The 13,947-nt window shown below is 70.7% G+C and carries 10 protein-coding genes; 6 read left to right on the forward strand and 4 right to left on the reverse strand.

Going from position 1 to position 13,947, the window contains the following annotated elements; translation table 11 throughout:
- Nucleotides 1–14: 14 nt before the first annotated feature.
- The gene (locus ACGF1Z_RS07205; RefSeq protein ID WP_393000884.1) at nucleotides 15–1,322 is read right to left on the reverse strand and encodes an NYN domain-containing protein; all 1,308 of its coding nucleotides are present in this window, start codon (nucleotides 1,320–1,322) and stop codon (nucleotides 15–17) included.
- A 227-nt stretch (nucleotides 1,323–1,549) separates the two neighbouring features.
- Between ACGF1Z_RS07205 and ACGF1Z_RS07210 the strand changes: the two genes are divergently transcribed.
- Nucleotides 1,550–1,726, forward strand: coding sequence for a hypothetical protein (locus ACGF1Z_RS07210; protein ID WP_376629422.1), 177 nt, complete (start codon nucleotides 1,550–1,552; stop codon nucleotides 1,724–1,726).
- 66 nt (nucleotides 1,727–1,792) lie between these two features.
- On the opposite strand, the gene dnaE is transcribed toward ACGF1Z_RS07210, so the two are convergent.
- Nucleotides 1,793–5,332 (reverse strand): DNA polymerase III subunit alpha, encoded by a 3,540-nt coding sequence (gene dnaE / locus ACGF1Z_RS07215; protein WP_393000887.1) that lies wholly within the window; start codon nucleotides 5,330–5,332, stop codon nucleotides 1,793–1,795.
- 181 nt (nucleotides 5,333–5,513) lie between these two features.
- Here dnaE and ACGF1Z_RS07220 point away from each other — a divergent pair, with 181 nt between their 5' ends.
- The 5 genes from ACGF1Z_RS07220 to ACGF1Z_RS07240 all read left to right on the forward strand — a co-directional run bounded on the left by ACGF1Z_RS07220 (nucleotide 5,514) and on the right by ACGF1Z_RS07240 (nucleotide 11,629).
- Entirely contained in the window at nucleotides 5,514–6,839 is a 1,326-nt protein-coding gene (locus ACGF1Z_RS07220) for a DUF2252 domain-containing protein (RefSeq protein WP_393000889.1), read from the forward strand.
- A gap of 73 nt (nucleotides 6,840–6,912) precedes the next feature.
- Complete coding sequence (locus ACGF1Z_RS07225; protein WP_393000891.1) at nucleotides 6,913–7,641, forward strand: hypothetical protein; 729 nt, start codon at nucleotides 6,913–6,915, stop codon at nucleotides 7,639–7,641.
- Nucleotides 7,642–7,690: 49 nt separating this feature from the next.
- Entirely contained in the window at nucleotides 7,691–8,506 is an 816-nt protein-coding gene (locus ACGF1Z_RS07230; RefSeq protein WP_393000893.1) for a DsbA family protein, read from the forward strand.
- A 169-nt stretch (nucleotides 8,507–8,675) separates the two neighbouring features.
- Nucleotides 8,676–10,325 carry an alkaline phosphatase D family protein gene (locus ACGF1Z_RS07235; RefSeq protein WP_393000895.1) on the forward strand — a complete coding sequence of 550 codons (1,650 nt, stop codon included), beginning with the start codon at nucleotides 8,676–8,678 and terminating at the stop codon, nucleotides 10,323–10,325.
- Nucleotides 10,326–10,663: 338 nt separating this feature from the next.
- Entirely contained in the window at nucleotides 10,664–11,629 is a 966-nt protein-coding gene (locus tag ACGF1Z_RS07240; protein WP_393000897.1) for a zinc metalloprotease, read from the forward strand.
- 71 nt (nucleotides 11,630–11,700) lie between these two features.
- On the opposite strand, the gene ACGF1Z_RS07245 is transcribed toward ACGF1Z_RS07240, so the two are convergent.
- Together ACGF1Z_RS07245 and ACGF1Z_RS07250 are read right to left on the reverse strand one after the other, a co-directional pair.
- Entirely contained in the window at nucleotides 11,701–12,279 is a 579-nt protein-coding gene (locus ACGF1Z_RS07245; protein ID WP_393000899.1) for a dienelactone hydrolase family protein, read from the reverse strand.
- Nucleotides 12,280–12,307: 28 nt separating this feature from the next.
- Nucleotides 12,308–13,894, reverse strand: coding sequence for a Na+/H+ antiporter (locus tag ACGF1Z_RS07250; protein WP_393000901.1), 1,587 nt, complete (start codon nucleotides 13,892–13,894; stop codon nucleotides 12,308–12,310).
- Nucleotides 13,895–13,947: the final 53 nt, after the last annotated feature.

Consider the following 13,947-nt stretch of genomic DNA (forward strand, 5'->3'; position numbering starts at 1 on the left):
CACGAGGTATGAGCCTACGGGGTCCCGCGGGCATCCTCGGGCGCGGGGGCGTGTTGGACGGCGGCGTGGACGTCGATCTCGCGCCAGAATCCGGCCCGGATCGCATAGCGGTCGTGCTCGTCGATCTGGTCGTCCTTGTGGGCGAGCAGGCCGAAGCGGGCCGCGTAGCGGAGCAGTTCGCCGTCGATGCGGTGCGGGATGCGCGGGTACATGGTGGCGAGCTGGGGAACGTGGCCGGCCTCCGGGAGCCGGTCGAGCCAGCGCCGGGCGAAGACCTGGCCGACCTCGTAGGGATCGCCGCCGACGGTGGTGATGTCCTCCTCGCGGTCGGCCCAGCGCTGCTCGGCGCTGGTGAGCTGGGCGAGGGTGGGCAGCGAGGCGGTCTCGGCGGGCTCGCCGAGCGCGGCCGGCGGGCGGTCGATCCAGCCCTTGTCGGAGGACCAGCGCAGGGTGGCGCCGGTGGGGGGCGGGGCGGAGGCCGGGGCGCGCAGCCCGGCGAGGTCCTTGGGGGTGGGCACGCCGCGGCTCCCGGCGGACGCGGGAGCACCTGCGCCGCCGGCGGGCTCCCCGGTGCGCCCGCCCGACCGGGCCGCGTCGGCGGAGGCCACGCCGGCGGAGCCGGAGGCGCTGTTGTGCGCGGCGGCCGCGGCCGAGGCGGCGGCCCGTTCGGCGGAGGCGGCGAGCGCGGACTCGGGCAGCGGCGCGGACAGGATGGCGGCGATCTCGGGGCGCGGCGCGGGCGGCGGGGCGCACAGTCCCGTGAGGTCCTTGGCGCGCACCGCGCGGGTGATCCAGGCCCGGTCGAGGACGCTGCGTTCGTCGGCCTCGGCGACGAGGTCCTCGGACTGGTTGTAGTCGCCGTCGGCGGCCTGGACGGCCCAGAGGTGCACGGCGACGCCGTGCTCCTTGGCGGACATGAGGCCGGGCAGCAGGTCGCCGTCGCCGGTGACGAGCACGATGTCGGAGCAGGCGCGGTTCCGGGCGAGCTCGGTGAGCTCGGTGTGCATGGCCGCGTCGACGCCCTTCTGGGCCCAGCGGCCGTCGCTGCGGGTCAGGGCGCCGAGCCGGACGGTGACCCGGGGCATGACCCGCAGCCTGCGGTGTTCGGGCTGCGGCACCCGGTCGGGCGCGCCGTCGAACCAGTAGATCCGCAGCAGCGGCAGCCGGGTGTCGGCCTCGGCGCGTTCGCGCAGCTGCTGGATCAGCGCGGCGTGGTCGACGGTGATCCGTGAGCGGGCCGGTTCCCCGGCGAGGAGGCTGGCGGCGGCGCCCAGCAGATAGCCGGCGTCCACCAGGACGACGCATCGGTCCACGTGTTCCACCCTCTTTCGGGTCGCTCTTCGGGAACCTCGGGATCGGAAGTGCTCCGGGTTCCTCCGAGTCTGCCCGACCCGGATGGGGTTGACGTCCGGAACTGGATCATCGGCGTGGCGGATCTCACGCCACGATACCGCTCACCCTCCGTAATGATCCAAAATGCGGCGTTTCTTGGCGTATGTGAGTCTGGCAGCGGCCCTGGCCCCACCCCCCTTGAGGAGGCATCACCACCATGGCGAAGAACCGCAAGCAGGATCGCAGTCAGCAGCAGCGCACCTCGCCGGCCGAGCGCGGCCAGCAGCAGGCCGAGCGCTCGTCGATGGAGGCCCAGTCCGAGCAGCGCATGAGCCAGGTCACGCCTGGCGACATGGCCCGCAAGGGCCGGCAGAAGCGTTTCGGCCACAACTGACGAGCCGACGGCAAAGGGGCGCGCCCGTGACGACGGGCGCGCCCCTTGCGCGTGGGGCTCCGGTGCTCAGCCGGCCAGACAGGACGGGCCGAGCAGCACCTTCAGGTCGCCGAAGAGCGCCGGGTCGGCCTGCACCCGGTGCCGGTCGAGCCGCAGGACGGTGGTCGAGCGCGGGCCCTGGAGCTTGATCCGCACCTCGGTGTTGCCCTTGTGGTGCTGCAGGATCTCACCGAGCCGGCTGATCATCGGCGGGGTCACCTTGACCGTCGGGATGGTGAGGACGACCGGCGCGTTGGTGCCGGCGTGGGATAGGTCGGGGACCATCAGCTCCATGGCGACGAGCCGCGGGATGTCCTCGCGCTTGTCGAGCCGGCCCTTGACGAAGACGACCGCGTCCTCGACCAGCTGGGTGGAGACCAGCTGGTAGGTGGCGGGGAAGAACATGCACTCGATGGAACCGGCCAGGTCCTCCACCGTGGCGATGGCCCAGGCGTTGCCCTGCTTGGTCATCTTCCGCTGGAGGCCGGAGATGATGCCGCCGATGGTGACGACCGCGCCGTCCGCGTGCTCGCCGCCGGTGAGCTGGGAGATGCCGGCGTCCGTCTTGTCGGAGAGGACGTGCTCCAGACCGAAGAGCGGGTGGTCGGAGACGTAGAGGCCGAGCATCTCGCGCTCCTGGGCGAGGAGATAGGTCTTCTCCCACTCGACGTCGGAGAACTCGACGTCCAGGCCGAAGCCGGGCTCGCTGCTGTCCTCGTCGCCCATGCCGCCGAAGAGGTCGAACTGCCCCTCGGCCTCCTTGCGCTTGACCGCCACGACGGTGTCGATCATGGGCTCGTGCTGGGCGACCAGGCCCTTGCGGGTGTGGCCCATGGTGTCGAAGGCGCCGGCCTTGATCAGCGACTCGACGGTGCGCTTGTTGCAGACCACGGCCTCGACCTTGTCGAGGAAGTCGGGGAAGGAGCTGTACTTCCCCTTGCTCTTGCGCGTCTTGATGATCGACTCGACGACGTTGGAGCCGACGTTGCGGACGGCGGTGAGGCCGAAGAGGATCACGTCGTCGCCCTGGGCGGCGAAGTTCGACTCGGACTCGTTGACGTTCGGCGGGAGCACCTTGATGCCCATGCGGCGGCACTCGTTCAGATAGACGGCGGACTTGTCCTTGTCGTCCTTGACCGACGTCAGCAGGCCCGCCATGTACTCGGCGGGGTAGTTCGCCTTCAGATAGGCGGTCCAGTAGGAGACCAGGCCGTACGCGGCGGAGTGCGCCTTGTTGAAGGCGTAGCCGGCGAAGGGGACCAGGACGTCCCACAGGGCCTGGATGGCCTCGTCGCTGTAGCCGTTCTTCTTGGCACCGGCCTGGAAGATGGTGAAGTTCTTCGCCAGTTCGTCGGGCTTCTTCTTGCCCATGACGCGGCGGAGGATGTCGGCCTCGCCGAGCGAGTAGCCGGCGATGATCTGGGCGGCCTTCTGCACCTGCTCCTGGTACACGATCAGGCCGTAGGTGACGTCGAGGACCTCCCTGAGGGGCTCCTCCAGCTCCGGGTGGATCGGGGTGATCTCCTGCTGCTTGTTCTTGCGCAGGGCGTAGTTCGTGTGCGAGTTCATGCCCATCGGGCCCGGGCGGTAGAGCGCGGACACGGCGGAGATGTCTTCGAAGTTGTCGGGCTTCATCAGCCGCAGCAGGGACCGCATGGGGCCGCCGTCGAACTGGAAGACGCCGAGGGTGTCACCGCGCTGGAGCAGTTCGAAGGTCTTCGGGTCGTCCAGCGGCAGGGCCAGGAGGTCGAGGTCGATGCCCTTGTTGGCCTTCACCATCTTGACGGCGTCGTCCATGATGGTCAGGTTCCGCAGGCCCAGGAAGTCCATCTTCAGCAGGCCGAGCGACTCGCACTGCGGATAGTCCCACTGCGTGATGGTCACGCCGTCCGTGTGCCGCACCCAGATCGGGGCGTGGTCGACGATCGGCTCGCTGGACATGATCACGCCGGCGGCGTGCACGCCCATCTGCCGGACGAGGCCCTCGACGCCCTTGGCGGTGTCGATCACCTTCTTCACGTCGGGCTCGTTCTCGTACATGGCCCGGATCTCGCCCGCCTCGCTGTAGCGCGGGTGGGCGGGATTGGTGATGCCGTCGAGGTCGATGCCCTTGCCGAGGACGTCGGCGGGCATGGCCTTGGTGAGCCGGTCGCCCATCGCGTACGGGTAGCCGAGGACGCGCGCGGAGTCCTTGATCGCGTTCTTGGCCTTGATCTTGCCGTACGTGCCGATCATGGCGACCTTGTCGGCGCCGTACTTCTCGGTCACGTACCGGATCACCTCGACGCGCCGGCGCTCGTCGAAGTCGATGTCGACATCGGGCATCGAGATGCGCTCGGGGTTGAGGAAGCGCTCGAAGATCAGGCCGTGCGGGATGGGGTCGAGGTCGGTGATGCCCATGGCGTAGGCGACGATCGAGCCGGCCGCGGAGCCTCGGCCCGGGCCCACGGCGATGCCCTGGCTCTTCGCCCACATGATGAAGTCGGCAACGACGAGGAAGTAGCCCGGGAAGCCCATCGAGATGATCGTGTCCATCTCGTACTCGACCTGCTTCATGCGGTCCTCGGGGATGCCGTCGGGGAAGCGGCGGTGCATGCCCCGCATGGTCTCCTCGCGGAACCAGGTGACCTCGGTGTAGCCCTCGGGGATGTCGAACTTCGGCATCAGGTTCCGCGGCTCGAACATCCCGGTGACGTCGATCTGGTCGGCGACGAGCTGCGTGTTCGCGCAGCCCTCCTGCCAGGCGTCCGAGGAGTCGATGGCGTACATCTCGTCGGTGGACTTCAGGTAGTAGCCGGTGCCGTCGAACTTGAAGCGGTCCGGGTCCGAGAGGTTCTTGCCGGTCTGGATGCACAGCAGGGCGTCGTGGGCGGTGGCCTCGTGCGCGTAGGTGTAGTGCGAGTCGTTGGTGACCAGCGGCGGGATGCCGAGCTTCTTGCCGATCTCCAGGAGGCCGTCGCGGACCCGGCGCTCGATCTCGATGCCGTGGTCCATCAGCTCCAGGAAGTAGCGGTCCTTGCCGAAGATGTCCTGGTACTCCGAGGCGGACTTCAGTGCCTCGTCGAACTGGCCGAGACGCAGTCGCGTCTGGAGCTCGCCGGAGGGGCAGCCGGTGGAGGCGATCAGGCCCTCCGACCACTGCGAGATGGTCTCCTTGTCCATCCGCGGCCACTTCTGCAGCCAGCCCTCGGCGTAGGCGTCGGAGGAGAGCCGGAAGAGGTTGTGCAGGCCGGTGGCGTTCGCCGCCCAGATGGTCTTGTGGGTGTAACCGCCGGAGCCGGAGACGTCGTCCCGCTTCTGGTGGGGCTGGCCCCACTGGATCTTCCGCTTGTTCCGCCGGGACTCGGGGGCGACGTAGGCCTCGATGCCGATGATCGGCGTCACACCGGCCTTCTTGGCCGAGTGGAAGAAGTCGTAGGCGCCGTGCAGGTTGCCGTGGTCGGACATGGCGATATGGGTCATGCCCATCTCGTTGCACGCGTTGAACATGTCCTTCAGCCGCGCGGCACCGTCCAGCAGGGAGTACTGGGTGTGGACGTGGAGGTGCGTGAAGGGCGGCCTGGTCACGGTGGGGAGCCTCCGATGAATTCCTGGGGGGACAGCGTGGAAGTCTACGTCGCGCGACTGACAGTCGCCGGGCACTCGGCGGTACGGTCGCGCGTTGGGAGTCAGGGAACACCTGTCCCATTTGTCATGCACCAGTTCCGGCCACTCCCCGTGCCGGATCGCGCACCAGGAGGCACCTGCGATGTCGGTACCCCAGCCCACCGCCACCGAGCGCGGTGAGCAGATCCTCACCGTCTTCGACACCGCCTTCGGCGAGCTGCTCGCGGCCGACCCGGCCGCCTTCAAGGTCAAGTTCCGGAAGATGGCCGGCTCCGCCTTCGCCTTCTACCGCGGCACCGCCTGCCTCTTCTACCAGGACCTGGAGCGCGAGGCGCACGGCGGCCCGTTCCTGGACGAGCGCACCGGCCGGGTGTGGATCCACGGCGATCTGCACGCCGAGAACTTCGGCACCTACATGGACGCCAACGGGCGGCTGATCTTCAACGTCAACGACTTCGACGAGGCGTACGTCGGCCCCTTCACCTGGGACCTCAAGCGGCTCGCCGCCTCGCTCGCCCTGATCGGCTACGCGAAGGCGCTCAGCGACGAGCAGATCACCGGGCTGGTGAAGGTCTGCGCGGCCGCCTACCGGGAGCGGATCCACGACCTCGCCACCGGCACGAAGAACGACGAGATCCCGCCCTTCACGCTGGACACCGCCGAGGGCCCGCTGCTCGGCGCGCTGCGCGAGGCGCGCTCGCTTACCCGCTTCGGCCTGCTCGACTCGATGACCGAGATCCGTGACTTCGAGCGCCGCTTCAGCGGGGGCGGCGGCTCCGTGGATCTGGACGCGGCCACCCGCTACAAGGTCCTCGCCGCCTTCGACGCCTACCTGGAGACGCTGCCGGAGTCGAGCCTGGCCCGCCCGGACTCGTACCGGGTGAAGGACGTCGTCGGCCGGCGCGGGATCGGCATCGGCTCGGCCGGCCTCCCCTCGTACAACATCCTGCTGGAGGGCAACAGCGACGCCCTGGAGAACGACGTCGTCATCTACATGAAGCAGGGGCAGACGCCGGCGGTGTCGCGCCATGTGACGGACGCGGCGGTGCGGGGCTACTTCCGGCACGAGGGCCACCGGACCGTGATCTCGCAGCGGGCGCTGCAGGCGCACGCCGACCCGTGGCTGGGCTGGACCGAGCTCGACGGGGCCGGGCAGCTGGTCGCCGAGGTCTCGCCGTACGCGGTGGACCTGGACTGGTCGGACATCGACGACCCGGAGGAGATCGCCGCGACCGTCGCCGACCTCGGCCGGGCGACCGCGGCCATGCACGCGGCGGCGGACGACTCCAGCGGCCAGTCCCTGGTGCCGTTCTCCACCGAGCGGGCCATCGACGCGGCGATCGCGGCCGACGAGGAGGGCTTCACCGAGCTCCTGGTGGACTTCGCGCACGCCTACGGCGCACGCGCGCGTGCCGACCACCAGATCTTCGTGGACCTGTTCCGCAACGGACGCATCCCGGGCCTGTAGGCGGGGGCGGAAACGGTCTCACAGCTCGGCCTTAGGGACGCCTTACGGCCGGGCGTGGGACACTTCCACGGCGATGGACATGGCAGACACCCAGCTGAGAGCCCTCCGGGCGGCGTTCTTCACGGCACTGGCCGTCACGCTGTCCGTGGCCTCGCACGTCCTGCTGTCCGGCGTTCCGCTGCCGCTGGGGACGGTCGGCCCGGTCGCGGTGGCCGTCTTCGCCGTGGCGTACGCCCTGGCCGGCCGCGAGCGGGGCTTCGGCCCGATCGCCGGGCTGCTCGTTCCGCTGGAGCTGGCCGCCGACACGCTCTTCACCAGCGGTCAGGCGGCCTGCTACGGCCCCGCCGGCGGCCCGGTCGCCGGTTCGCTGCGCGCGGTGGGGCTCGACATGGACGCCCTGTGCGGCGGCGCGGTCGGCACTCCGCTGCCGGGCGTGGCGACTCCCGGGACCGGGACCGCGGCGGCCCTGCTGTCCTCTCCCGACCCGGCCGTGCCCTGGCTGCTGCTCGCCGCCCATGTGGCGGTCGGGCTCGCGGCGGCCTCCTGGCTGTGGGGCGGGGAGCGGGCGCTGGCCCGGCTGCTGCGGGCGGCCGTCGCCTTCGCCTTCCGTCCGCTGCTGCTCGTGGCGGCGTTCTTCCGCGCCGCGGGGCCCCTCCCGCGGCGCGCCGGGCACGTCGCCGGCCGGCCGCGCCGGTCGCGAGCCCGGCTGCTCGTGCACTCCGTGGGACGGCGTGGACCGCCGTGCTGCGCGAGCCTCAGGCGCTCGGCCCCGGCCGTCGCGCCCGCGCTCGCCCTCGTCTGAGCAGCACGCGTATCCCGCCATTTTTCTCGTCTTCACGGAGTGCACACCCATGAGCAAGCGCAACAGCCAGGCCAACAAGGCAGCCGCCCGCGAGCGGCTGCGGGTCGAACGTGAGAAGCAGGCCCGGAAGGAGAAGGCCCGCCGCCGGCTCGTCGTGGCCGGCACGGCGGTCGCCGTCCTCGCGCTCGCCGGCGGCATCGGCTACGCCGTCGTGCAGGCCGGCAAGCCCTCCCACTGGGAGGCGGCGGCGGACGCGAAGAGCGTCGCCGCCCCGAAGAACACCGAGGGCCAGGACGGCACCACCGTCGTCGTCGGCAAGCCCGAGGCGAAGAAGACCCTGGAGATCTTCGAGGACTCGCGCTGCCCGGTGTGCGCGACCTTCGAGCAGGGCGTGGGCGCCACGGTCGAGAAGGACGTCGCCGACGGCAAGTACAAGCTGAAGTACGTGGGCGCCACGTTCATCGACAACGCCGACCAGGGCGAGGGCTCGAAGAACGCCCTGTCGGCGCTGGGCGCGGCGCTCGACGTGAGCCCGGAGGCCTTCCTGAAGTACAAGGCGGCGCTCTACTCGACCCGGTTCCACCCGGAGGAGAGCCAGGACAAGTTCGCCAAGGACTCCTACCTCCTGGAGGTGGCGGACTCCGTGCCCGCCCTGAAGGGCAACGCGGAGTTCAGGAAGAACGTCGAGAGCGGCACCTTCGACGCCTGGGCGATGAGGATGTCGAAGACCTTCGACAAGAGCGGTGTCACGGGCACGCCGACGCTGAAGATGGACGGCGAGACGCTGACCGCCGAGGGCAGCAAGAACCCGCCGCTGACGGTGGACGACTTCAACACCGCGCTGACGAAGGCGCTCAAGGGCTGACCTCCGCCTGTGCCCCGGCCCCGGCGGGGCCGGGGCACAGGAGCCGGGGCGCAGGGGAGCCGGGGCGCAGGGGAGCCGGGGCCGGATCGCACGAACGTCCGAGGAAGCTTCGGCGAACTTTGCGCAGGGGACTGCCCTTTCCGAGTACCGGTCAGTAATCTGACGGTCCGTGACCAGTCGTGACCTGATATCAGCTCCCAGCCGCCGCACCGTCGTGAAGGCCGCCGCCGTGACCGCCGTCGCCGCGCCGGCCCTGGCGGCCATCGCCTCGCCCGCGCTCGCGGACGCCGGGGCACCCTCCTTCCTCCACGGAGTCGCCTCCGGCGACCCGCTGCCCGACGGCGTCCTGCTCTGGACGCGCGTCACCCCCACCCCCGACGCCACCCCCGGCTCCGGCCGGGGCGCCGACGTCCCGGTCGGCTGGGAGCTGGCCGAGGACCGCTCCTTCGCCCGGACCGTGGCGAGCGGCACCGTCGTCGCCTCCGCCTCCTCCGACCACACCGTGAAGGTGGACGTACGCGGCCTCCACCCGGCCACGCCCTACTGGTTCCGCTTCACCTCGGGCGGCACCGTCTCCCCCGCCGGCCGCACCCGCACCGCACCCGCCGTCGACTCGGCCGCGCCCGGGATCCGCTTCGGCGTGGTCTCCTGCGCCAACTGGGAGGCCGGCTACTTCTCCGCGTACCGGCACCTGGCCGCCCGTACGGACCTGGACGCGATCCTCCACCTCGGCGACTACATCTACGAGTACGCCGCCGGCGCCTACCCGGAGGCGAAGTACACCGTCCGGCAGCACCAGCCGGCGCACGAGATCGTCGCGCTGGCCGACTACCGCCTGCGGCACGCCACGTACAAGACCGACGCCGACCTGCAGGCGCTGCACGCGGCGCACCCGATCGTCGCCATCTGGGACGACCACGAGTTCGCCAACGACGCCTGGTCGGGCGGGGCGGAGAACCACACCCCGGACGCCGAGGGCGTCTGGGCGGAGCGGGTGGCGGCGGCCAAGCAGGCGTACTTCGAGTGGATGCCGGTGCGCACCTCCACCGAGGGGACGGTCTACCGGCGGCTGCGGTTCGGCCGCCTGGCCGACCTGCATCTGCTGGACCTGCGCTCCTTCCGCTCGCAGCAGGCGGGCGTGGGCAGCGGCAAGGTGGACGACCCGGAGCGCACCATCACCGGGCGGGCCCAGCTGGACTGGCTGAAGGCCGGGCTCGCCTCCTCGGACGCGACCTGGCAGCTGGTGGGCACCTCGGTGATGATCTCGCCGGTGGCCTTCGGTGCGCTGCCGGCCGATCTCCTCGGCCCGCTGGCCGAGTTGCTGGGCCTGCCGCAGGGCGGCCTCGCCGTGAACGTCGACCAGTGGGACGGGTACACGGACGACCGCAAGGAGCTGCTGAAGCACCTGACGGACCGGGGCATCCGCAACACGGTGTTCCTGACCGGCGACATCCACATGGCCTGGGCCAACGACGTGCCGGTGAAGGCGGCGACCTACCCGCTGTCCGCCTCGGCCGCGACGGAGTTCGTGGTGACCTCGGTGACCTCGGACAACCTGGACGACATGCTGCACGTGGCGCCGGGCACCCTCTCCGTGGTGGCGGCGGGTGCGATCAAGGCCGCCAACCGCCACGTGAAGTGGGTGGACATGGACCACCACGGCTACGGCGTGCTCGACGTGACGGCCGAGCGCTCGCAGATGGACTACTACACGCTCTCCGACCGTGCGGACCGCGACGCCTCCGCGTCCTGGGCGCGTTCGTACCGCACGCTCAACGGAACGCAGCGCGTCGAGCGGGTGTACCAGCCGGTGCGCTGACGCATCCTGCCGGGGGCCCCGGCAGCTATTTTCGGCCATGATCCGTTTTGTTAACGGGAGATCACATGGCTACGGCGGGTGGCGAGTTCGGGAGATCGAAACCGGACACACCACCCGCCTTCGGCTTCTCTTCTGTTACGCCCACGTCTCAAACTCCGGAATCGGCGCAAGTTTTTCTTCCCGATGCACCGATTTGCCCCCTGAATGATTGGGCTTGATCAATCCTCAACCACATGTGACATGGACGCGTAATCTCCCGGCCAGTGGCGAGGAAGTACCTCCCCCCACCCCCCGCGAGGAGTCACCCCGTGCGCGCTCTTGTCCGTATATCGCCGCGTATGACACGTCGTATGCTCGGCACCGCCGTCATGGCCGGAACCCTGGCCCTGGCCCCGCTGTCCGCCCCGGCGGCCGCCCCGGCCACGACCACCCTGGCCTCCGCCGAGAAGTGCGCGGACGACGCCGCCGCCCTCTCCGGCGCCCGCAAGGCCAAGGGCAGCGCCACCGAGGCGGAGCCGAACGAGGTCACCGCCGCCCAGGCCAAGGCCATGGACGCGGACCTCAAGAAGAGAGTGTCGGAGGCCCGGGTCTCCGGCCGCGCGAGCGCCGCCGCCGGCACCGCGGCCGCCACGGTCACCATCCCCGTGTACTTCCACGTCATCCACAGCGGCACCACGGGCAAGCTCAGCGCCACGGCCGTCAGCAACCAGATCGCCGTCCTCAACGCCGCGTACGCGGGCCAGGGCACCGGCAACGTGAACTCGGGCTTCCAGTTCTCGCTGGTCTCGACCGACTACACGGACAACGCCACCTGGTACAACCTGTCCGACGGCAGCACCGCCGAGACGCAGATGAAGACGGCGCTCCGCAAGGGCGGCGCGAACGCGCTCAACATCTACACCGCCAACCTCGGCGGCGGCCTGCTCGGCTGGGCGACCTTCCCGTCCTCGTACAAGTCCAGCCCGAAGATGGACGGCGTCGTCATCCTCGACGCCTCGCTGCCGGGCGGCTCCGCCGCCAACTACAACCAGGGCGACACCGCCACCCACGAGGTCGGCCACTGGATGGGCCTCTACCACACCTTCCAGGGCGGCTGCTCCGGCAACGGCGACTACGTCTCCGACACCCCGGCCGAGAAGAGCGCCGCGTTCGAGTGCCCGACCGGCCGTGACTCCTGCACCAACAAGACCGGTGTGGACCCCATCCACAACTTCATGGACTACACGTACGACTCCTGCATGTACCAGTTCACGTCGGGCCAGGTGACCCGCATGAACGACTCCTGGACCGCGTACCGCGCCTGACGCACCGTCCGGACACAGCGGTGTGGCCTCCGGGGACTCCCCGGGGGCCACACCCCTTTCCGCCTCCGGCCCTACAGGCTGTCGAGGAAGCCCAGCGCCGCCGTCCACGTGCGCTCCGCCGCCTCCGCGTCCCAGTCCGGGAGCTCGGGGTCGGTGTAGAGGTGACCGGCGCCGCGGTAGCGGTAGATCTCCACGTCCGCGCCGGCCCTGCGCATCTGCAGGTACCAGGACGACAGCCAGTCGTCCGTCTCGAACGGGTCGGGCTCGGCCACGTGCAGCTGGACCGGCAGGTCGTCCACCGAGGCCGACTCCGCGATGTCCGAGGTGCCGTGGAACAGCAGCAGCCCGCGCGCCTTCTCGTCCCCCAGCGCCAGGGTCTGCGCGACCGAGGCCCCGAGCGAGAGGCCCATGTAGACCAGGCCGCGCTCCGAGTAGGGCGCGGCGGCCATGACCGCGCGCTTCAGCAGCTCGTCCTTGCCGATCTCGTCCCGGAGCGCCACACCCTCTTCGACGGTCCCCACCGTCCGCCCGTCGAAGAGGTCCGGGGTCCAGACCCGGTGCCCGGCGGCCCGCAGCCGCTCGGCGGCGGCCTCGACGGAAGGGGTCAGCCCGTAGACCGAGTGGAGAAGCATGATGTCCATGCGGCCCATCCTCCCACCCGGCCCCGGGGCGCCCTGCTCAGCGCATGCTGCGCACGTCCAGCTCGCGCAGCACCCGGTCGACCACCTCGGGGTCGGCGCCGGGCTCGCTGCGCGCCGAGAGGACCGCGTGCCGCGCCGCCGACATCATCTCCCGCTGGACCTGCTGGACCTTCTTCACCCGGTCGACCCGCTCCCGGAACGCGGCCCGCCGCTCCTCGTCCACCAGGTCCGGGCTGATCCGCGCCCCGATGTCGAAGGCCCCGCGCTGCAGCCGCTCGGCGACCTCCTCGGGCAGCTCCTCCATCTCCTCGATCTCCTTCAGGCGGTGCTTGGCCGCCCTCGCCGCCCGGGTCGCCAGCTCGCGCTCGAAGGCCCGCTCGGCATCCGTGTCCGCCTTCACCCCCAGCCGCTTCACCAGCCGGGGCAGGGTGAGCCCCTGCACCACGAGCGTCCCGAGGATCACGCAGAAGGCGATGAAGATCAGCTCGTCCCGGCCGGGGAAGGGCGCGCCGTCGTCCGTACGGAGCGGGATGGCGAGCGCCAGCGCCACCGAGGCCACCCCGCGCATCCCGGCCCACCACATGACGACGGTCTCCCGCCAGCTCATCGGGATCTCCTCGGCGACGTCCCGGCGGTCGTGCAGCCGCTTCGCCAGCCAGGTCGCCGGCAGCAGCCACAGCAGCCGGACCACGACCACGACCCCGACGACCGCCGCGCCCCAGCCGAGCATCTGGCCGCCGCGCCCCTCGGCCACCCCGAAGACGTGGACCAGCTCCAGGCCGATGAGGCCGAAGGCGATGCCGGTGACGAGGGTGTCGACGACCTCCCAGAAGGTCTGCCCGGCGAGCCGCCCCATCACGTCGTCGGCGTCGACGGCGTGCTCGGCCAGGAAGAGCGCGGTGATCAGGACGGCGAGCACGCCGGATCCGTGCAGCTCCTCGGCGATGACGTAGGAGACGAACGGCACGAGGAGGGTGAGCCCGGTCTGCAGGGTGGCGTCGCCGAGGAAGCCCATCAGCTTGTTGGTGGCCCAGCCGAGGACGAGGCCGACGACGACGGCGACGACGGCGGACAGGACCAGCTCGGCCAGCGCCTCGGGCCAGGAGAACCTCCCGGTCACCACCGCGGTGATCGCGACGTGGTACAGCACGATCGCGGTGACGTCGTTGAAGAGTCCCTCGCCCTCCAGGATCGACACCAGGCGGCGGGGCAGGCCCAGCGAACCGGCGACCGCGGTGGCCGCGACCGGGTCGGGCGGCGCGACCAGGGCGCCGAGCGCGAGCGCGGCGGCCAGCGGGATGCCCGGCACGAGGGCGTCGGCGATCGCCCCGACCGCGGCCGTGGTGACGAAGACCAGGGCCACGGCGAGCAGGAAGATCGGGCGCCGGTTGGCCGCGAACTGCCGCCAGGAGGTGCGCTGGACCGACGCGTAGAGCAGTGGGGGCAGCACCAGCGGAAGGATGAGCTCGGGCGGGATGTCGACGCTCGGTACGAACGGCAGGTAGGCCAGCACGATCCCGACGAGGGTCATCAGGACGGGTGCGGGCAGCCCGAGCCGCTCCCCGAGGGGCACGGTCAGGACGGCGCCGAGGAGCAGCAGGAACAGGAGGGCCAGTTGATCCACGGCCCTACCCTGTCACGTACGCCCCTTTTGACATTGAACGCCCCTGCCGGACG

It is taken from the genome of Streptomyces sp. NPDC048018 (assembly GCF_043202995.1).
Classification (GTDB): domain Bacteria; phylum Actinomycetota; class Actinomycetes; order Streptomycetales; family Streptomycetaceae; genus Streptomyces.

Coding starts and splice junctions, on each gene's coding strand:
- ACGF1Z_RS07220 (WP_393000889.1), top strand. CDS start 5,514: ATGTCGGTACCCCAGCCCACCGCCACCGAGCGCGGTGAGCAGATCCTC.
- ACGF1Z_RS07210 (WP_376629422.1), top strand. CDS start 1,550: ATGGCGAAGAACCGCAAGCAGGATCGCAGTCAGCAGCAGCGCACCTCG.
- ACGF1Z_RS07225 (WP_393000891.1), top strand. CDS start 6,913: ATGGACATGGCAGACACCCAGCTGAGAGCCCTCCGGGCGGCGTTCTTC.
- ACGF1Z_RS07245 (WP_393000899.1), bottom strand. CDS start 12,279: ATGGGCCGCATGGACATCATGCTTCTCCACTCGGTCTACGGGCTGACC.
- ACGF1Z_RS07240 (WP_393000897.1), top strand. CDS start 10,664: ATGACACGTCGTATGCTCGGCACCGCCGTCATGGCCGGAACCCTGGCC.
- ACGF1Z_RS07230 (WP_393000893.1), top strand. CDS start 7,691: ATGAGCAAGCGCAACAGCCAGGCCAACAAGGCAGCCGCCCGCGAGCGG.